This is a genomic window from Fictibacillus nanhaiensis (assembly GCF_042686385.1).
GTDB lineage: Bacteria > Bacillota > Bacilli > Bacillales > Fictibacillaceae > Fictibacillus > Fictibacillus nanhaiensis.
The window spans coordinates 2,468,754-2,487,122 of sequence record NZ_JBHUPF010000006.1 but is presented as its reverse complement, the minus strand read 5'-3'; the positions used below and the strand labels follow the sequence as shown (position 1 = coordinate 2,487,122).

At 38.8% G+C, this 18,369-nt stretch carries 19 protein-coding genes; 11 read left to right on the top strand and 8 right to left on the bottom strand.

The window, feature by feature from the left end; all coding sequences use genetic code 11:
- Positions 1 to 6 precede the first annotated feature (6 nt).
- Complete coding sequence (locus tag ACFS5O_RS16335; protein ID WP_205725995.1) at positions 7 to 210, bottom strand: ChaB family protein; 204 nt, start codon at positions 208 to 210, stop codon at positions 7 to 9.
- A gap of 253 nt (positions 211 to 463) precedes the next feature.
- On the opposite strand from ACFS5O_RS16335, the gene ACFS5O_RS16330 reads away from it, so the two are divergent.
- A complete protein-coding gene (locus ACFS5O_RS16330) occupies positions 464 to 1,006 on the top strand; it encodes a peroxiredoxin (RefSeq protein WP_066393264.1) in 543 nt (180 codons plus the stop codon).
- 169 nt (positions 1,007 to 1,175) lie between these two features.
- Complete coding sequence (locus ACFS5O_RS16325) at positions 1,176 to 1,841, top strand: potassium channel family protein (RefSeq protein ID WP_205725996.1); 666 nt, start codon at positions 1,176 to 1,178, stop codon at positions 1,839 to 1,841.
- Between the two features lie 45 nt (positions 1,842 to 1,886).
- Here ACFS5O_RS16325 and rnjA read toward each other — a convergent pair whose 3' ends face one another.
- The gene (gene rnjA / locus ACFS5O_RS16320; protein ID WP_066393269.1) at positions 1,887 to 3,557 is read right to left on the bottom strand and encodes a ribonuclease J1; all 1,671 of its coding nucleotides are present in this window, start codon (positions 3,555 to 3,557) and stop codon (positions 1,887 to 1,889) included.
- A gap of 3 nt (positions 3,558 to 3,560) precedes the next feature.
- Positions 3,561 to 3,770, bottom strand: a complete 210-nt coding sequence (locus ACFS5O_RS16315) for a DNA-dependent RNA polymerase subunit epsilon (RefSeq protein ID WP_137789793.1) — start codon at positions 3,768 to 3,770, stop codon at positions 3,561 to 3,563.
- 384 nt (positions 3,771 to 4,154) lie between these two features.
- Here ACFS5O_RS16315 and ACFS5O_RS16310 point away from each other — a divergent pair, with 384 nt between their 5' ends.
- Positions 4,155 to 5,066: a DMT family transporter gene (locus ACFS5O_RS16310; protein ID WP_205725997.1), complete on the top strand. Its 912-nt coding sequence runs from the start codon at positions 4,155 to 4,157 to the stop codon at positions 5,064 to 5,066.
- Between the two features lie 54 nt (positions 5,067 to 5,120).
- On the opposite strand, the gene def is transcribed toward ACFS5O_RS16310, so the two are convergent.
- Positions 5,121 to 5,672: a peptide deformylase gene (gene def, locus ACFS5O_RS16305; protein ID WP_205725998.1), complete on the bottom strand. Its 552-nt coding sequence runs from the start codon at positions 5,670 to 5,672 to the stop codon at positions 5,121 to 5,123.
- Positions 5,673 to 6,217: 545 nt separating this feature from the next.
- On the opposite strand from def, the gene pdhA reads away from it, so the two are divergent.
- From pdhA to lpdA, 4 genes are all read left to right on the top strand, one after another.
- Complete coding sequence (gene pdhA / locus ACFS5O_RS16300) at positions 6,218 to 7,300, top strand: pyruvate dehydrogenase (acetyl-transferring) E1 component subunit alpha (RefSeq protein ID WP_205725999.1); 1,083 nt, start codon at positions 6,218 to 6,220, stop codon at positions 7,298 to 7,300.
- 1 nt (position 7,301) lies between these two features.
- Complete coding sequence (locus tag ACFS5O_RS16295; protein WP_205726000.1) at positions 7,302 to 8,279, top strand: alpha-ketoacid dehydrogenase subunit beta; 978 nt, start codon at positions 7,302 to 7,304, stop codon at positions 8,277 to 8,279.
- 105 nt (positions 8,280 to 8,384) lie between these two features.
- A complete protein-coding gene (locus ACFS5O_RS16290; protein ID WP_205726001.1) occupies positions 8,385 to 9,698 on the top strand; it encodes a dihydrolipoamide acetyltransferase family protein in 1,314 nt (437 codons plus the stop codon).
- Between the two features lie 4 nt (positions 9,699 to 9,702).
- Complete coding sequence (gene lpdA / locus ACFS5O_RS16285) at positions 9,703 to 11,115, top strand: dihydrolipoyl dehydrogenase (RefSeq protein ID WP_205726002.1); 1,413 nt, start codon at positions 9,703 to 9,705, stop codon at positions 11,113 to 11,115.
- A 656-nt stretch (positions 11,116 to 11,771) separates the two neighbouring features.
- Here lpdA and ACFS5O_RS16280 read toward each other — a convergent pair.
- Together ACFS5O_RS16280 and ACFS5O_RS16275 are read right to left on the bottom strand one after the other, a co-directional pair.
- Entirely contained in the window at positions 11,772 to 13,265 is a 1,494-nt protein-coding gene (locus ACFS5O_RS16280) for a glycine betaine uptake BCCT transporter (protein ID WP_205726003.1), read from the bottom strand.
- 135 nt (positions 13,266 to 13,400) lie between these two features.
- Positions 13,401 to 13,823, bottom strand: coding sequence for a DUF1885 family protein (locus ACFS5O_RS16275; RefSeq protein WP_205726004.1), 423 nt, complete (start codon positions 13,821 to 13,823; stop codon positions 13,401 to 13,403).
- A 211-nt stretch (positions 13,824 to 14,034) separates the two neighbouring features.
- On the opposite strand from ACFS5O_RS16275, the gene ACFS5O_RS16270 reads away from it, so the two are divergent.
- Together ACFS5O_RS16270 and ACFS5O_RS16265 are read left to right on the top strand one after the other, a co-directional pair.
- Positions 14,035 to 14,334, top strand: a complete 300-nt coding sequence (locus ACFS5O_RS16270) for a DUF3055 domain-containing protein (protein WP_066393310.1) — start codon at positions 14,035 to 14,037, stop codon at positions 14,332 to 14,334.
- A gap of 113 nt (positions 14,335 to 14,447) precedes the next feature.
- On the top strand, positions 14,448 to 14,570 hold the full coding sequence (locus tag ACFS5O_RS16265) for a GapA-binding peptide SR1P (protein ID WP_082861350.1): 123 nt from the start codon (positions 14,448 to 14,450) through the stop codon (positions 14,568 to 14,570).
- Between the two features lie 41 nt (positions 14,571 to 14,611).
- Here ACFS5O_RS16265 and ACFS5O_RS16260 read toward each other — a convergent pair whose 3' ends face one another.
- The gene (locus ACFS5O_RS16260; protein ID WP_066393313.1) at positions 14,612 to 16,087 is read right to left on the bottom strand and encodes an aminotransferase class I/II-fold pyridoxal phosphate-dependent enzyme; all 1,476 of its coding nucleotides are present in this window, start codon (positions 16,085 to 16,087) and stop codon (positions 14,612 to 14,614) included.
- 118 nt (positions 16,088 to 16,205) lie between these two features.
- Between ACFS5O_RS16260 and ACFS5O_RS16255 the strand changes: the two genes are divergently transcribed.
- Positions 16,206 to 17,171 (top strand): NAD(P)H-dependent flavin oxidoreductase, encoded by a 966-nt coding sequence (locus ACFS5O_RS16255; RefSeq protein WP_205727252.1) that lies wholly within the window; start codon positions 16,206 to 16,208, stop codon positions 17,169 to 17,171.
- 104 nt (positions 17,172 to 17,275) lie between these two features.
- Here the strand turns inward: ACFS5O_RS16255 and ACFS5O_RS16250 are convergent, their stop codons facing one another.
- Positions 17,276 to 17,905: a YktB family protein gene (locus tag ACFS5O_RS16250; RefSeq protein ID WP_205726005.1), complete on the bottom strand. Its 630-nt coding sequence runs from the start codon at positions 17,903 to 17,905 to the stop codon at positions 17,276 to 17,278.
- 167 nt (positions 17,906 to 18,072) lie between these two features.
- On the opposite strand from ACFS5O_RS16250, the gene ACFS5O_RS16245 reads away from it, so the two are divergent.
- Positions 18,073 to 18,261 (top strand): hypothetical protein, encoded by a 189-nt coding sequence (locus ACFS5O_RS16245; RefSeq protein ID WP_066393326.1) that lies wholly within the window; start codon positions 18,073 to 18,075, stop codon positions 18,259 to 18,261.
- Positions 18,262 to 18,369: the final 108 nt, after the last annotated feature.

Sequence of the window (18,369 nt, the reverse complement as noted above, 5' to 3'; positions counted from 1 at the left end):
CGATGTTCAGGAGTCTTTACTTTTCCATTGTCCATTTTCAGTTTTTTCATATTTATGTTTTACGGCGCTCCATGCTACTTTATGGGCTGTTTCTTCTTCTTTGTATTCTTTAAGTGCAGAATTGAATGCTTCTTTATAGATCTCCTGACCGTGATGAGGAAGGTGATCTCTTACTCCCTCAGGCAGATCTTTAAGTGAATCATATGGCATTTCTAATCCCTCCTATAGCACAAAGAGTTCCCGAGAAATCCTCAATGTAAACTCTTTATTGAGAATGAATCGCATGTAAAATGAGCGGATAATTTCACATTTTTAGTTTAAGTTGCTATGATTAAGGAGAAATTAAGACGTGGGAACAACTTTCCTTATTTAAATTAATTATTATTTAACATTGACTAAAAATAAGGACTGTACTATAATTACCCATGTAAATAAAACAGTTTTTTTGGAGGGATTTACACCTATGGCAGAACGTATGGTAGCAAAACAAGCACCTAGATTTGAAATGGATGCAGTATTACCAAACAAAGAATTTGGAAAAGTTAGCTTAGAAGAAAATATGAAGAATGACAAATGGACGGTTCTTTTCTTCTATCCGATGGATTTCACTTTCGTTTGTCCTACAGAAATTACATCACTTAGCGACCGTTTTGACGAGTTCGAAGATTTAGATGCTGATGTAATTGGTGTTTCTACAGATACTATCCACACTCACAAAGCTTGGATCAACACGCCACGTGACATGAATGGTCTAGGTGAGTTAAAATATTCTCTAGCAGCTGATACGAACCACACTGTAGCTCGTGATTACGGTGTCCTAATCGAAGAGGAAGGTATTGCACTTCGTGGATTATTCATCATCTCTCCTGAGGGAGAATTGATGTACTCTGTTGTTAACCATAACAACATTGGTCGTGATGTTGATGAAACATTACGTGTTCTTCAAGCACTTCAAACAGGTGGACTTTGCCCAGCAAACTGGAAACCTGGTCAAAAGACTCTTTAATTTTCATAATAGAGCACATTTCATAACCCAAGACTTTGTTCTTGGGTTATTTTTGTAATGAGATATGAAAACGCGAACATATTCTGCGGTTTTTACATAAGTGGTAATAGTTAGATATGGATTTTGTGGTAAAATAAGGCTATACCCCTAGAGATTGGAGTGAGGGACTTTGAAAAAGCAATATGCTGTTATCGGACTAGGTCGATTTGGCGGTAGTATGTGTAAAGCATTAGCCGATCAAGGAATGGAAGTCCTAGCGATTGATATTGATGAAGATCGAGTGAATGAGTTCTCTAACGTGGTTACGCACGCTGTAATTGCTGATTCTACAGATGAGGGTGTATTGAAAAGTCTTGGAATAAGAAATTTTCAGCATGTTGTGGTCGCAATCGGTGACAATCTTCAATCGTCCATTCTTACAACACTAATTCTTAAAGAAATGGGTGTAGAAAAAATCACGGTTAAAGCTCAAAATGATTACCATGAAAAGGTATTAAGAAAGATTGGAGCAGATAAAATCATTCACCCAGAGCGAGATATGGGGATAAGAATAGCTCATCAAATCGTTTCAAACAATGTTTTAGACTATCTAGAGCTTTCCGATGAACATAGCATCGTTGAATTGGTCGCTACAAAAAAGATGAATAATAAATCTTTGATCGAGTTAGACATTCGAGCAAAGTATGGGTGTAATGTTGTAGCTGTTAAAAGAGGTAAAGACATCTATGTTTCACCACAGGCTGACCAATCCATCCATCAAGGAGATGTATTGATCGTAATCGGTGGTGATAAAGACATCAATCGCTTAGAAAAACAAATGGCTAATGAAGAATAAAAAAACCGTTGCCCTTAAATAGGGAACGGTTTTTATTATGAAGAACTATATTTCCATGATAATGGGTAGAATCATTGGGCGTCTCTTCGTCTTTTCATATAAGAATGGCGCTAATGTGTCTGTAATCTCGTTCTTGATCTCAGACCACTGAGTGGTTCTTTTTTCGTTCATGATCGTTTCTAGATGTTTGCTAAGAAGACTTTGAGCATCATGAATCAAATCTCCAGACTCTCGCATATATACAAAACCTCGAGAGATGATATCAGGTCCTGCTTCAATTTTAAACTCTTTCATGTCCATACTTACGACTACGACTACTAGACCCTCTTCAGAGAGAATTTTACGATCTCGAAGTACGATGTTTCCGATATCACCAATTCCACTTCCATCTACATAGACGGAACCAGAAGGGATTTTCCCGGCTACCATTGCCTCGTTAGAAGATAGGGCTAATACTTCGCCATTATCCATTACAAATGAATTCTGAGTAGGAACATCACAATCAGAAGCAAGCTTCGTGTGCATCTTAAGCATACGATATTCACCATGAATCGGCATAAAGAACTTAGGTTTCATAAGACGTAGCATAAGCTTTTGTTCTTGTTGTCCACCATGACCGGAAGTATGGATATCGTTTAGGGATCCGTGAATGACTTCTGCTCCTGCACGGAACAACTGGTTGATCGTCTTACTTACACTTAATGCATTTCCTGGAATAGGTGAGGATGAGAATACAACAGTATCTCCAGGAATGATTTGAATCTGTCTATGTGTGCCGTTAGCAATTCTGGATAGAGCAGCCATAGGTTCCCCTTGGCTACCTGTACATAGAATCGTAACTTGATTATCAGGCAGACGGTTGATCTGGTTTGCATCAACAAACGTATTTTTAGGTGCTTTAATAAATCCAAGTTCTTGTCCAACAGTAATCGCTGAATCCATACTACGACCAAACACAGCTATCTTTCTATTATTTGCAACAGAAGCTTCAACGACTTGCTGCAATCTGTGGATGTTCGAAGCGAAAGTAGCGAAGATCACTCGACCTTCCATTTTTCTAAAGATGTCTTGGATGCTTTCCCCGACACGTCTCTCAGATAGAGTGAAGCCAGGAACTTCACTGTTTGTTGAATCAGAAAGTAAGCAGAGAACGCCTTCTTTTCCGATTTCAGCCATCTTTGTTAAGTTTGCTGGTTCACCAACAGGCGTGAAATCGAATTTAAAGTCACCCGTATGAACGATATTTCCTGGTGGCGTTTTCACTACAAGTCCATAGGAATCTGGGATACTGTGAGTGGTCCTAAAGAAACTTACAGATGTTTTACGGAATTTGATCACGTCGTCTTCAGTAATTTCATGTAACTGTGCACGACGAAGCAATCCGTGTTCTTCTAATTTGTTCTTGATGAGAGCAAGTGCGAGTTTGCCACCATAAATCGGAATGTTCACTTGTCTTAGGAGATAAGGAATACCGCCGATATGATCTTCGTGACCATGTGTGATAAACAAGCCCTTGATCTTTTCTTCATTCTTTACAAGATACGTATAATCGGGAATGACGTAATCAATTCCTAAGAGTTCATCTTCAGGGAATTTAATACCTGCATCAATAAGGATGATCTCATCTTGAAATTGGACGGCATACGTATTCTTACCGATTTCTCCTAGACCGCCAAGCGCGAAAACGGCGGCTTGATGATTTTTTACAAATTTCATAAATTATACATTCTCCAATTCCAATGAATTTGTGTCTTTTTCATACTCAAGAAATTTACCGTTAATTTCTTGTATGTATTCAATGTTGTATTTGCGGTCAGCAAGTTTTTTACGTACGTCGTTAATCGTTTCTGCTTCTACGTACACTGATTGAGTGTGTTCACGAACAGGAACCTCAGTTAAGCTAGTTTGAAAAAATACTTTAAAAATCATGTTTCATGTCTCCTTACCGGTCTGTAGTTTTTGAGTTTCTTCGTCCTATTATAAAGGAAAGTGACATGTTTTTCATGTTTTTTCATAATGCATCATTGGAAAACCATAAAAATATAAAAATAATAACTGTTAAGCTATAGGGAATTTCCTATATAATTACCTTAGTTAAAAGAGAAACTTAACTTAGTTAAGAATTAGTTTACCGTTATTATTTTGTTGTCTTACCCATTTCCTAAGTTTTTTTAATAAGCGCGTTCTCATCTTCATTTATTACCCTCCACGACTGTTTTTATTACTAGTATGTGTCGTTGAATGGATATTTTTTAGAGGGAAATTGTTACATTTCATGATTGCTATTTTCATTTTAAGTAAGGGGTTGAACGAATGAAGTTATACTCGGCGCTTTTTGTTTTAAGTTTGATATGGGGAATGTCTTTCATGTTCATAAAAGTCCTTCTTGAGATATTCGATCCTTGGCAGATCGTATTTCTTCGTTGTTTGCTAGGAATAGTCACGATTATTCCTCTATTCCTGATAACCCGACAGAGAGTTGATTGGAAAAGACTTCCCATCAAAAAGTTACTTTTCGTTGGCTTCTTAAACGCTGGCCTTCCTTGGGGACTTATCGCATGGAGCGAAACGTTCTTAGACAGTGGGTATACGGCTATATTAAACGCAACTACTCCGATCTGGACGACAATGATGGGTGTGTTCTTTTTTTCCGTCTCATTGCAATGGAAACAATGGGTGGGGGTAATGATCGGCTTTATAGGGATTATGTTACTAATGGACGTAGATGCTCCTGGATTGAGCAAGAATCAATTGTTGTTAGGTATTGTTTTGATGCTTGTAGCTACTTGTTGTTATGGATATAGTTCACAATATGCCAAAAAACATCTTCAGCATACAACGGTTTGGATCACTGCTTCGTCTACACTATTTGCAGGAATGCTATTAAGTGCGTTGATGATGTTTTTGACGGATGGTTGGGCAGTTCCTGAAAATCCTATTCACTACAATTCTGTACTATCACTTATCGGTCTTGGAGTCTTTGGCTCAGGAATAGCCTATTTGCTTTATTATTATATGATATCTGCAGGTTCAGCCGAGTTTGCAACTCTAGTTACTTATTTAGTTCCTGTATCAGCTGTCATGTGGGGTAGCGTTCTATTAGATGAGATGATACATAGAAGTGCATATTGGGGATTGATGCTTATTTTTGCTGGCGTCTACCTAACAGGTAAGAGAGGAACGAAAAAGAACGTATTAAACTTAGAACACGACAGATCAGCATGAGAACAAAAAACTCACTAAGTCCCAAAAGGCTTAGTGAGTTTTTCTTGATGTATATTATCTAATTACAACTGAATTCGCGGGAGGTTCGAATGGCTGTTTTTCATTAATTCGGTCATAGAACATGATACCGTCTAAATGATCAAGTTCATGTTGAAAACAGATACCAGGAAGTCCTTTTAGCTTTAAATTAACTTCTGAGCCATCAGGTGTGAAGCCTTTTACAGTAACTTTCGCATAGCGAGGAACAAGACCAGGCACATCTCTGTCTACAGACAGACATCCTTCTCCTCCATCTAGATATGTCATTTGTACAGAATGACTCATAATTTTCGGATTTAGTAGTGCATAACTGTATAAATTTCCGTTTTCATCTGATACATGGAAAGCAAAAATTCGCTTCGAGATTCCAATCTGAGGAGCGGCTATTCCGATACCAGGTCTTAGATTGTATTTTGCAGCAATCTCTGGATCTTGGCTGTTCTTTACAAATTCAAGAAGCTCGTTAGCTGTCTTAATATCTTCATCTGAAAATGGAAAAGGTACTTCGACCGCTTTTTTTCTGAGTACAGGGTTACCTTCTCTTATTACATCTTTCATTGTTAACACAAGCAAAACCTCCGTGCAGATATACTTTTAAGTTCATTTAATTTCCTCTTATCATAACATAGAGGATTTTTAATAAAAAAGAACGGGAATAAAATATTTTATGTCATCCTCTAGTAATAACTTATGTTGTAAGTTGTACTTGTTAACGTAAAAAATGACTGATACAGCAGAAAAAATAATATGAAACAGTTGAGCAGATGAGGCTTAGTAAACGTTTGTTGAACAAGCCCGTAAATATGTGATAACTATATGCAACCTATAGATTGACTGTATATCAGCAGTGGTGTAAACTAATTTACGTGAAAAGGATTGTTGTGTTACTCTATTTTTATAAGTTAGTAATACAGTTAGGGTGCCGTAAGAGGGTTTAGCTCTTGAATTCAAGGGAAAACTTCAGATGGGTACACAAAGGCATACCTAAAAAGCCTTTTAAAAATATAAACCTGTCTTAAAAATGTTTCACTTTGGGCAACCTGATAAATATGTGCATGTTTTTAAGATTAGGGAAAATTGACAGGGTAAAAGAAAGGAAGAGGTGACTTTTCATGACGAAAACAATTGATGCAGTTCAAGATCAATTTGAAACGTTCCAGATTCTTTCTGAAGACGGAGAAGTTGTTAACGAATCGGCAATGCCGAATTTGTCTGATGAAGATCTGCAAGAATTAATGCGCCGCATGGTTTACACTCGTATTTGGGATCAGCGTGCGATCTCTTTAAACAGACAAGGACGCCTAGGTTTCTATGCGCCACTAGCTGGACAAGAAGCTTCCATGCTAGGAACTCACTATGCGTTAGATAAAGAAGATTGGATTCTTCCAGGATACCGTGATATCCCTCAAATGGTTTTCCATGGTTTCCCATTAACACAAGCATTCCTATGGTCTCGTGGTCACTTCCAAGGTGGACAGATTCCTGAAGGCGTAAATGTATTGATGCCTCAAATCATCATCGGTGCTCAAATCATTCAAGCAGCGGGTGTTGGTTTCGGACTGAAAAAACAAGGTAAAAATAACGTATGTATCACTTACACAGGTGACGGTGGAGCATCACAAGGTGACTTCTACGAAGGATTAAACTTCGCAGGAGCTTACCGTGCAAACACGATTTTCGTTGTTCAAAATAACCGTTTTGCGATCTCAGTTCCAGTTGAGAAGCAATCTGCTGCAAAAACGATCGCTCAAAAAGCAGTTGCAGCTGGTATTGAAGGAATTCAAGTTGATGGGATGGACGTCCTTGCCGTTTATGCAGCGACTCAACAAGCTCGTGAGCGTGCAGTTTCTGGTGAAGGTCCTACATTGATTGAAACACTTACTTACCGTTATGGACCACATACGATGGCAGGAGACGATCCTACTCGTTACCGTACAAAAGATCTTGATAATGAATGGGAAAAGAAAGATCCACTTGTTCGTTTCCGTAAGTTCTTGGAGAAAAAGAACCTTTGGTCTGAAGAGCAAGAAAACAAAGTTGTAGAAGAAGCAAAAGAAGATATTAAAGCTGCGATTAAGAAAGCAGACGGAGCGCCTAAGCAAAAGGTTACTGACCTAATCGGGTTCATGTTCGAGAACCTTCCGTTCAACCTTCGTGAGCAGTTAGAAGAATACACAGCAAAGGAGTCGAAATAATATGGCTCAAATGACTATGATTCAAGCGATTACAGATGCTATGCGCAATGAATTAAAAAACAATGAACAAGTTCTTGTTTTCGGTGAAGACGTTGGTCAAAACGGTGGAGTTTTCCGTGCTACTGAAGGACTTCAAAAGGAATTTGGAGAAGACCGCGTTTTTGATACTCCGCTAGCTGAGTCTGGAATTGGGGGACTTGCAATAGGTCTTGGGCTTACAGGTTTCCGTCCAGTAATGGAGATTCAATTCTTTGGTTTTGTGTTTGAAGTATTTGATTCAGTTGCAGCACAAATGGGCCGTATGAGATACCGTTCAGGTGGAGTTTACACATCTCCAGTAACAATCCGTTCACCATTTGGTGGAGGCGTTAAAACGCCTGAGCTTCATGCGGACAGCCTTGAAGGTTTAATGTACCAAACTCCTGGTATTAAAGTTGTTATACCTTCAACTCCATATGACGCAAAAGGTCTATTAATCTCTGCGATTCGTGATAACGATCCAGTAGTTTACCTAGAGCATATGAAATTATACCGTTCTTTCCGTGGCGAAGTGCCAGAAGAAGAATACACGATCGAACTTGGTAAAGCAGACGTGAAGCGTGAAGGTAAGGATGTATCTATCATTACTTACGGTGCTATGGTTCACGCTTCATTAAAAGCTGCTGAAGAATTAGAAAAAGAAGGAATCTCAGCTGAAGTGATCGACCTTCGTACGATCAGCCCGCTTGATATCGAAACAATCATGGGATCTGTTGAAAAAACAGGTAGAGCGATTGTTGTACAAGAAGCACAAAAACAAGCTGGTATTGGAGCGTTCGTTGTAGCTGAAATCAACGATCGTGCAATCCTTCACTTAGAAGCACCTGTATTGCGCGTAACTGCACCAGATACAGTGTTCCCATATGCTTCTGCTGAAGATGTTTGGATTCCAGATCATCGTGATATTGTAGACAAAGCTAAGAAAGTCTACAATTTCTAAGAAAAAATGAATGTTAGCTGAAAGAGACGTCCGTTCGTGACTGTTTCTTTCAGCTCTTTCACATCATTGACGAAAAAGATTGTTATAAAATAGGAGGCGTTAATCGTGGCATTTGAATTTAAGCTTCCCGATATTGGAGAAGGAATTCACGAAGGTGAAATTGTAAAGTGGTTTGTAAAAGCAGGGGACGAAGTTAAAGAAGACGATATCCTGCTTGAAGTACAAAACGATAAAGCTGTAGTAGAAATCCCATCTCCTGTAGACGGTAAAATTCTTGAACTTAAAGTAGACGAAGGAACAGTATCTGTAGTTGGTGATGTTCTAGTAACAATTGAAGCAGAAGGTGAAATTCCTGCTGATGCTCATGGCGGTGGCGATGAAGCTCCAGAACAACCTAAAGCTGAAGAAGAAAAGAACGTAACTGCTGATCAAGCTCAAGCAGATAAATCAGAAGCAAAAACTGAGGATACTGCTAAAGAAGAACCTGCAGACGAATCTAAGCGTGTAATCGCAATGCCTTCTGTTCGTAAATATGCGCGTGAAAAAGAAGTTGATATTCGTAAAGTACAAGGTTCTGGAGATAACGGACGTGTACTTAAAGAAGACATCGATAAATTCGTAAGTGGCGGAGGAGCAGCTGAAGCAGCACCACAAGCAACTGAAGATGCGCCAAAAGCTGAAGCGAAGAAAGAAGCTCCTAAAGCAATTCCTGCTGGAGAAATGGAAACTCGTGAAAAGATCAAAGGAATTAGAAAAGCGATCTCAAAAGCGATGGTTAATTCCAAACATACAGCTCCACATGTTACACTTATGGATGAAGTGGACGTTACTGATCTTGTTGCACACCGTAAGAAGTTCAAGCAAGTTGCTGCAGATAAAGGCATCAAGCTTACTTATCTTCCATACGTGGTAAAAGCATTAACTTCTGCACTACGTGAATACCCTGTGCTTAATGCATCTATCGACGATGCAAACGAAGAAATCGTATACAAGCACTATTACAACATCGGTATTGCAGCAGATACAGATAACGGTCTTATGGTACCAGTTGTTAAAGATGCTGATCGTAAATCCATCTTCAAAATCTCTTCTGAAATCAATGAGCTAGCTACTAAAGCGCGTGATGGTAAGCTTTCTGGTGAAGAGATGAAGGGCGGATCTTGTACGATTACGAATATTGGTTCTGCAGGCGGTCAATGGTTCACACCAGTAATCAACCACCCAGAAGTAGCGATCTTAGGTATCGGCCGTATTGCTGAAAAAGCAGTTGTTAAAGATGGAGAAGTGGTAGTAGCTCCTGTTTTAGCTTTATCTCTTAGCTTTGACCACCGTCTGATCGATGGTGCAACAGCTCAAAATGCATTGAATCACATTAAGCGTTTATTGAACGATCCACAACTATTAGTAATGGAGGCGTAATTCGATGGTAGTAGGAGATTTTCCAATTGAGTTAGACACACTTGTCATAGGTTCAGGTCCTGGGGGATATGTTGCAGCAATTCGTGCAGCACAATTAGGACAAAAAGTGGCTATTGCGGAAAAGGCAGAAATGGGCGGCGTTTGTTTGAACGTTGGTTGTATTCCATCAAAGGCTTTGATTAATGCAGGTCACCGTGTAGAACATGCTAATCACTCTGAAGATATGGGGATTACTGTTGATAACGTAACAGTTGATTTCAGCAAAGTTCAAGACTGGAAAGCAGGCATCGTTAAGAAGCTTACTGGCGGAGTTGAAGGACTTTTAAAAGGAAATAAAGTTGAAATCATTCGTGGTGAAGCTTATTTCGTAAACGAAAACACTGTACGTATCATGGATGAGAAGAACTCTCAAACATACACGTTCAAAAATGCGATCATCGCTACTGGCTCACGTCCTATTGAAATCCCAGGTTTTAAATGGAGTGACCGTATTATCTCTTCTACAGGAGCTCTTGCTCTTAAAGAGATTCCTAAGAAGATGGTAGTGATCGGTGGCGGTTATATCGGTATGGAGCTTGGAACAGCATATGCGAACTTCGGTACAGAAGTAACAATCCTTGAAGGAAGCAAACAAATCCTTCCTGGTTTTGAAAAGCAAATGAGCCAAGTCGTTTCTAAACGCTTAAAGAAAAAAGGCAATGTAGAAGTATTTACAGAAGCTATGGCTAAAGGCGTTGAAGAAACGAAAGACGGTGTTACTGTAACAGCTGAGATCAAAGGTGAGTCTAAGACTTTTGAAGCTGACTATGTTCTCGTAACGGTTGGTCGTCGTCCAAATACTGAAGAACTTGGTCTTGAGCAAGTTGGTGTTGAAATGACTGAACGCGGTCTGATCAAGATCAACAAAAAAGCACAAACAAACATTAGCGGTATCTACGCGATCGGTGATGTAGTTGAAGGTCCAGCTCTTGCTCACAAAGCTTCTTACGAAGGTAAGGTAGCTGCGGAAGTAATCTCAGGACATGCTGCAGAGATCGATTACATGGCTATCCCTGCTGTAGTGTTTACAGATCCGGAACTTGCTACAGTTGGTTACGACGAAAAATCTGCTAAAGAAGCAGGATTTGATGTGAAAGCATCTAAATTCCCGTTCGCAGCAAATGGTCGTGCTCTATCTATGAACGAGACAGATGGTTTCATGAAACTGATCACTCGTAAAGAAGATGGACTTGTACTAGGAGCTCAAATTGCTGGTGGAAATGCATCTGATATGATTGCAGAACTAGGATTGGCAATTGAAGCGGGTATGACTGCTGAAGACATCGCTATGACGATCCATGCTCATCCGACATTCGGAGAGATTTCTATGGAAGCAGCTGAAGTTGCTATCGGACTTCCTGTACACATTGTAAAATAAATATACAATTGAAACCCCTTGTGACTGTTCGCAGTTCACAAGGGGTTTTTTTGTTCAATCATATATAAGGAGAAGCGTCATAATCTTTATTTAAAAGCACTTGTCTAAAATATATAAAGAAAACTATGCATTTTTCCTAATTGTTGAAACCGATCAAGATTATTAATTACATGGAGGAAGCGATGAGAGTTTTATTATGCACTGTCATTCAGATTGTCATGTGGTGCGGTTATTCGATCGTACTTTTTCTCTCACATCACGACCATAATTTTTATGAAACAATATTAATGTTGATGTTTGGATATTTCAACTTTCTGGTAGCCCAGCGTTTGAACATTAACAGATCAGTTGCTTTAAACATGACCATATCATTAACCCTTATATATGTGACCGGTAAAATGATAATTGGATAAATCCTAACTATTATTTATGCTTTTTTCTAATAATGTTCCTCATGAATGTTGATTTTCCTTACCATTTGAAAGGAGCAACTCCTAACAGGACGAGCGGTCTGTACGAGGGTGTAAATGACTCTTTCAACCTAAACAGCAAAAGATGAATGGCTAAGAAGAGGTCTTCTTAGCCATTCATCTTTTGATTTTTGGAAGGTGGAAAAAACTACTTCCCAAGGGCGATATGAGATATCATAATCAATCTTATTTTAATTTTGTCTCTTCAGAAAGTGCCTTTTTAAGAGAGATCATCATAAAGATCAATACAAATGCAAAGGGAAAGGCTGCAATGATTGACGCTGTTTGTAATCCTTCTAATCCACCTGTATACAATAGGATGGTTGCAGAAGCAGCTATAACGATTCCCCAAATGAATTTGGTCATAGAAGAAGGGTTCAAACGACCGTCACTTGTCTGCATACCTAAAACGAACGTAGCAGAATCTGCTGATGTAATAAAGAACGTACTGATTAAGAAAATAGCTAAGACCGACATGATGGTTCCGAACGGAAGATGTTCAAACAGTGCGAAAAGCGCCACCTCTGTACCTTTATCCGAAATGATTTTGTTAAGACCAACGTTATTAAAGATTTCTAGATGTAGAGCTGCTCCTCCAAAAATGGAAAACCAGAGTGCTCCAAATATAGTCGGGACGAGCAATACACCCATAATAAATTCACGAATGGTTCTCCCTTTTGATACACGAGCTATAAATGTACCAACGAATGGTGCCCATGCGATCCACCAAGCCCAATAAAAGACTGTCCAGCCTTGAATCCAGCCTGCTTCACTAGGTCTGAACGGACTGAGTTTTAAACTCATGCTAGGAAGGTATTGCAGGTAGTTCCCAAGAGATTGTACGAATACATCCATGATGAAGTTCGTAGATGACGCGAAAAGCAAGAACGCCATGAGTAGAACGGCTAACATAATGTTCAAGTTACTTAAATATTTTATTCCTTTGTTTAATCCTGTTTGAGCAGAAAGAGTGAATAAAACAGTAACGATGGCGATGATAATCAATTGTGTGGTGAAGTTATTTGAGATGTTCGTTAAATAAGAAACACCACCACTAATTTGAACGGCACCAAGTCCTAAAGAAGTTGCAACTCCAAAGATCGTGGCAAAAACTGCAACAATATCGATCGTTTTACCAATGGGGCCATTAACTCTATCTCCTAACAATGGGGTGAAGATCGCACTGATCAATCCTGGTGCGCCTTTTCTAAATTTAAAATAAGCAAGTGACAATCCGATTAACGTGTATATCCCCCAAGGGTGCAATCCCCAATGAAAGAAGCTGTATCGTAGCGCAGCTTGAGCAGAGGCGGCATTTTCTCCTTCGCCTGATGGAGGTGTATAAAAGTGGCTGATTGGTTCAGCTACACCCCAAAAGACAAGGCCAATACCCATACCAGCACTAAACAGCATAGCAAACCATGTGATCGTTGAGTACTCGGGCTTATCATCTGGTTCACCAAGTTTAATTCTACCGTACTTACTAAATGCTAGATAAAGCACAAAAATCAAGAAGCTCGTTGCTGAAAGCAGGTAGAACCAGCCAAATTTCTCTTGTAAGAAATTTTGAATATCGGTTGCCTTATCTTGGAATTCGGCAGGGAATAAACTTCCTATGATAACAAAAACGACAGAAATTATTAACGAAACGATAAAAACAATGTTCGGTTGTTTTTTCATCTCTTCACATCCTTTCATGATATGTATTCTTTTTATTTTTCCCTAAGGGCCCGAAAGTTTACATTGTAGTAAAAATAAAATAGGAAGTCCAATCATATGATTGGACTTCCTATTCAATAAAAGTCTTTATTTGTCTTACTTTTTAGGATAATAATACATCACCCTGCCATTAAAAAGGTGAAGTTCACCTTTTAATTTGGAAGCGATAAACTTACAGAATTCATTGGCTTTACCTTTATCACCATGAGTGGAAATGTCGGTAAGTGTAAATTGTATGTAATGTTGTTCATTGTCACTATCATCTTCTTTTCCGATACCAACTAAAATATATCTATTTTTTCTTTGATCTAAACCTTTTAAATAAAACCATTTTCCTTTCGCTTCTTCCTTTTCTTCGATCGTGTAAGGAAAGGCTGCTTCTGCATATCCCCATGATAATTGTTCACCTGTTTTTGTTGTAATGGAACGGTAATACAGCAGAAGGTCTTTTAGTTCATCTATTGTGATCACTTGTTGTATAGATGCGGGAACAAGCTTAACATAGGCGCTTTGAGACATGTAATCCACTCCAATTTGTAATTTTTATCGTCAACTACACATATGAATAGTATATCATATTTTAAGAAGATTTTGACAAATTGAGTTTGAAACTTCTGAAATAAGGGAATTACTCTTACATTCAATGACACTTCCATTAGTATAACTTATTTAGTTCCAGTAAATAGACGACCCGATCGATGAACGAGGTAATCATACGAGGAGGGGTAATATGGAATGGTTTGAAAAATTGTACGACGAGAGTGAGTCCGTAAATGTCAGGTTTGTAGGATTTACTACAGATACTGTCAGGTATGATTTTGGCATTGTTTATACGAATATGTTTTTTGGTAAGCCGTTAGTTGTATGCATGCAAACAGGAAGATCAGCGTTATTAGATTCAAATGATATGAGAAATCTTGAATACATCAAGCAGGTGTTTCACATAAAAACACTTAAAGAAGCTGAAGATCTAGCGCTTTTCTTTGAAGAAGCAGTACCAAATATTCAAACGATCGAACAATACGATTAAATAACATATTTTTTTAAATGTGTTATACTAAATGTGTTGACAAATTAAATGTGACATAATAATATAAGAGTATAAACGTAAGCGCTTTCAAAATGTGAAGGGAGATGGGACGGATGGGAGTAATCATTTGCCAAACGTGTGAAACAACAATTGAGCATTTTGAAGAGGAAAAAGTAACCACTTTATATTCAAACACATGCCCGCATTGCCATGAGCAAACGAACTTAGATAAGTAAGAAAAAAGAAGACCTCCTAAGGTCTTCTTTTTTATGGTTGATTATCGAATAGCAACTTGTTCTTGAATAACCTTCAAGTATTTTAAATCTGCATTCTCTGGGCCTTGAACTGGGAGACCCGCTTCGAGGTTTTCTTTAATATAATCCAAATTTTCTTTCGTGATGATTTCTCCAGGGATGAAGATCGGAATTCCTGGTGGATAGACCATGACGAATTCTGCGATGATTCTACCTGCAGATTCTTCGAACGGTACACTTTCTGTATTCGCGTAAAAAGCATCACGAGGTGAAAGTGCAAGCACAGGTATATCAGGGACATGTACAGGTAGTGCCTTGATCTCCTCATTCTTTGAGTGGCTTAACTCATCAGAAAGTTGAGTTAACGCTTTAACGAGGATCATCGTATCTTTTTCATGGTCAGCCGTTGTGATCAAACATAATATGTTGTACAGATCAGACAACTCTACCTCAATATTGAAGTTTTGGCGCAGCCATGTTTCAGCTTCATATCCTGTAATACCGAGATCCTTTACTGAGATTAAGAGCTTAGATGGGTCATAATCAAATGTAGCTGAAGTGCCGAGCTTTTCTTCACCTACACAGTAGAGATTAGGAATATCATTGATCTTTGCTCGCGTTTCATTAGCAAGTCGGATTGTTTTTTCAATCAGTGTATACCCTTCAGTAGCGAGACGACGACGAGCAGCATCCAATGAAGCAAGAAGGATATAGGATGTTGATGTCGTAGTCATCATACTAAGAATGGTTTGCACACGTTGTGGCGATACAAGACCTTCTTTTACATTTAGGATTGAACTTCCTGTAAGTGAGCCACCTAATTTGTGAACACTCGTTGCGGCCATGTCTGCTCCAGCTTGCATCGCAGATAGTGGCATGTGATCATGAAAGTGAATCAATACTCCATGTGCCTCATCTACTAGTACAGGTACATCAAATCTATGAGCAATATCTACAATACCTTTTAGGTCAGCTGCAAATCCAAAATAAGTTGGGTTGATCACAAGTACCGCTTTCGTATCAGGGTGTTGATTTAAAGCTTTTTCAACGCTATCAGGCGTAATTCCATGTGAGATCCCTAGCTCAGGATCGATCTCAGGGTGGATAAAGATTGGTGTTGCACCTGAAAAAACAATAGCTGTCATGATTGACTTATGCACGTTTCGCGGCACGAGGATCTTATCTCCTGGTGACACGACAGACATGATCATCGTCATGATGGCACCACTTGTTCCTTGTACAGAAAAGAACGTGTGATCGGCACCAAAAGCTTGTGCGGCAAGGGCTTGTGCTTTTTTAATCATGCCTTTAGGATGATGCAGGTCATCTAATGGAGTAATGTTAATCAGGTCGATTGATAGTGCGTTCGGTCCAATAAAATCTTTAAATTCTTCATCCATTCCTTGTCCTTTTTTGTGACCCGGAATGTGAAACTGCAATGGGTTCTTGTTTGCATGTTCACGCAAACCAGTGAATAAAGGAGTTTCGTGTTGAGACAATGTATTCTACACCTCATCTATCGTTAACTTATAATAAATTTCCCTTTTTATAAAACAAAAGAAGTATAACAGAAAATGCATGAAGATGTAAGTAAATGATTTAATTTTCAGGGAGGAAATAAAAATGAAAACTAGACTTACAGAACTATTACATATTAAGTTTCCGATCATTCAAGGAGGACTCGCATACCTAGCATATTCAGAACTTGCTTCAGCTGTTTCTAACGCTGGTGGTCTTGGTCAGATTACGGCCATGTCATTACCAGATTCAAATGCCTTAAAGTCTGAAATTCAAAAAACAAAAAAATTAACATCTCATCCTTTTGGAGTTAACTTTGCGATCGGACAACATGGAAGACCGTATGAAGACATGCTTGAGGCCGCAATAGAAGAAGGGGTTGAAGTAATCAGTGTAACAGGAGGTAACCCTGCGCCTATATTAGATCGGTTAAGAGGTACAGGAATTAAAACATTAGTACTCGTGTCAAGCGTCAGACAAGCTATGAAAGCCGAACAATTAGGTGCTGATGCAGTAATGGCAGTAGGGCAAGAAGGTGGTGGCCATATCGGGAAAGAGGACACCGGAACATTTGTATTGGTTCCTAGAGTTGTTGACAATGTTTCAATCCCAGTGATCGCTTCAGGAGGTATAGGGGATGGGAAAGGACTGATGGCCGCACTCGCGCTTGGGGCAGAAGGAGTTGAGATGGGAACAAGATTTATCGCTACAGAAGAATGTGTTCACGCACATCCTTTATATAAACAACTTGTTGTTGAAAGTTCAGAATTAGATACTGTGGTCATTAAGAGGACATTAGGTGCACCTGGCAGAACGCTTCGAACGGATTTCACATTAAAAATTTTAGAAGAAGAAAATAAGGGTGGTACATATCAACACTTAAAAGATTATATTAGTGGAGAGGCGAATCAAAAATTAATCTATGAAGGAAGAAGAGACGAAGGATTTGGATGGGCTGGACAAATTATCGGTAAGATTAACGATGTGCCTTCAGTAGAAGCGTTATTCAAAAGGATGAGTGCGGAAGCTGAAACCATTAAACAAAGATTAAACAACCTTTTCTAACACTTTTCTAACAATGAGGATACATACCCATACATTTCTGTTGTACGGCAATATACTAGTGGTAAGAAGCAGCGAAACTTCTGCTTCCTGCCACTATTTTTTATTTATAGTTTCTTTCTTAGTTCATAAAGAGGTAACAGTGTCTTGAACGTTTCATCGATTCGTTCGTACCAGTCACTCTCACTCATCGTAGCTGCCTTATCTCTTTCAATACGAACGCCACAAAGTAATTCTGCTTTTTTTATCGTGCTAAGACGGGTTGCCATTTCTTTTAGACGATCCTTTTTCACTTCACGATGTGGAGTGCTATCAGGCTTCATATGATCATCAGACCATACAAAATCATTAGGTATGTCCTTCTTGATCTTGTTTAAGTTCTTAAGAATAATCTTTCCGTAAGCATCCTTAATAGGTGCTTCGTAGATGAGTGCGAACCACAGAAATACATGCGTTTCCCAAAGTCCTATTTGAAAATGTGGCAACATCTTATAGCCCCTTTTGTTAGGTGCAAAAGCTACCCAAGTATCTTTTGGAGGATTTACCGTTCTTCTTGCATGTTTTGCAACATGAAAGAACATCTCTTCTCCAGTAAGTGCACTTAGTTCTTCTGCATATTTATTCCCTAAGGCCTCGAGTTTTGGGCGAATCCGGTTGATGATTTGCTCCATACGCTCATCAAGACCTTGTGTTTGGAAAACCTTAAAGTCTGAATCATTGAATCCGTTAAATGTCATTTAGAAATCCTCCTGGTCATCAAGTGCTACAAAGAATTTTAACATAGGAAAAGCTTTATAAAAAAATGTTTGCATTAGATTCCGCAAAGTGCCGTTTCCATATACATGGCTGCTTCATAAAATGAAGAAAAGAAGATAACGAGAAAAAGAAAGGATGTGCCGGTGAAATGAAACAAGTAATGAACACATTGAAAAGAACGGATGCAGAAAGAAGAATTCCAGTATTAAAACTTGAGATTGATTATGAACTAGCTACTTTGTTTGATGCTTTAAAAGCGAAAGATCAGAAACAGATCAACGAATCAAAGCGTAAGCTCGAACGATTAAGGCTGGAGCTCGTGAGATTAGAAGCATGATCCAAGCTGATAGCGGATAACAAAAACGAATCCATCATGAACGGATGGTTCGTTTTTTTGTGAAGAGAATGAAATTGACTTATACTATAAGAAAGGTAAGGAGTGAAA

Coding starts and splice junctions, on each gene's coding strand:
- ACFS5O_RS16295 (WP_205726000.1), top strand. CDS start 7,302: ATGGCTCAAATGACTATGATTCAAGCGATTACAGATGCTATGCGCAAT.
- lpdA (WP_205726002.1), top strand. CDS start 9,703: ATGGTAGTAGGAGATTTTCCAATTGAGTTAGACACACTTGTCATAGGT.
- ACFS5O_RS16280 (WP_205726003.1), bottom strand. CDS start 13,265: ATGAAAAAACAACCGAACATTGTTTTTATCGTTTCGTTAATAATTTCT.
- rnjA (WP_066393269.1), bottom strand. CDS start 3,557: ATGAAATTTGTAAAAAATCATCAAGCCGCCGTTTTCGCGCTTGGCGGT.
- ACFS5O_RS16275 (WP_205726004.1), bottom strand. CDS start 13,823: ATGTCTCAAAGCGCCTATGTTAAGCTTGTTCCCGCATCTATACAACAA.
- ACFS5O_RS16310 (WP_205725997.1), top strand. CDS start 4,155: ATGAAGTTATACTCGGCGCTTTTTGTTTTAAGTTTGATATGGGGAATG.
- ACFS5O_RS16245 (WP_066393326.1), top strand. CDS start 18,073: ATGAAACAAGTAATGAACACATTGAAAAGAACGGATGCAGAAAGAAGA.
- ACFS5O_RS16335 (WP_205725995.1), bottom strand. CDS start 210: ATGCCATATGATTCACTTAAAGATCTGCCTGAGGGAGTAAGAGATCAC.
- ACFS5O_RS16315 (WP_137789793.1), bottom strand. CDS start 3,770: ATGATTTTTAAAGTATTTTTTCAAACTAGCTTAACTGAGGTTCCTGTT.
- pdhA (WP_205725999.1), top strand. CDS start 6,218: ATGACGAAAACAATTGATGCAGTTCAAGATCAATTTGAAACGTTCCAG.
- ACFS5O_RS16270 (WP_066393310.1), top strand. CDS start 14,035: ATGGAATGGTTTGAAAAATTGTACGACGAGAGTGAGTCCGTAAATGTC.
- ACFS5O_RS16265 (WP_082861350.1), top strand. CDS start 14,448: ATGGGAGTAATCATTTGCCAAACGTGTGAAACAACAATTGAGCATTTT.
- ACFS5O_RS16250 (WP_205726005.1), bottom strand. CDS start 17,905: ATGACATTTAACGGATTCAATGATTCAGACTTTAAGGTTTTCCAAACA.
- ACFS5O_RS16330 (WP_066393264.1), top strand. CDS start 464: ATGGCAGAACGTATGGTAGCAAAACAAGCACCTAGATTTGAAATGGAT.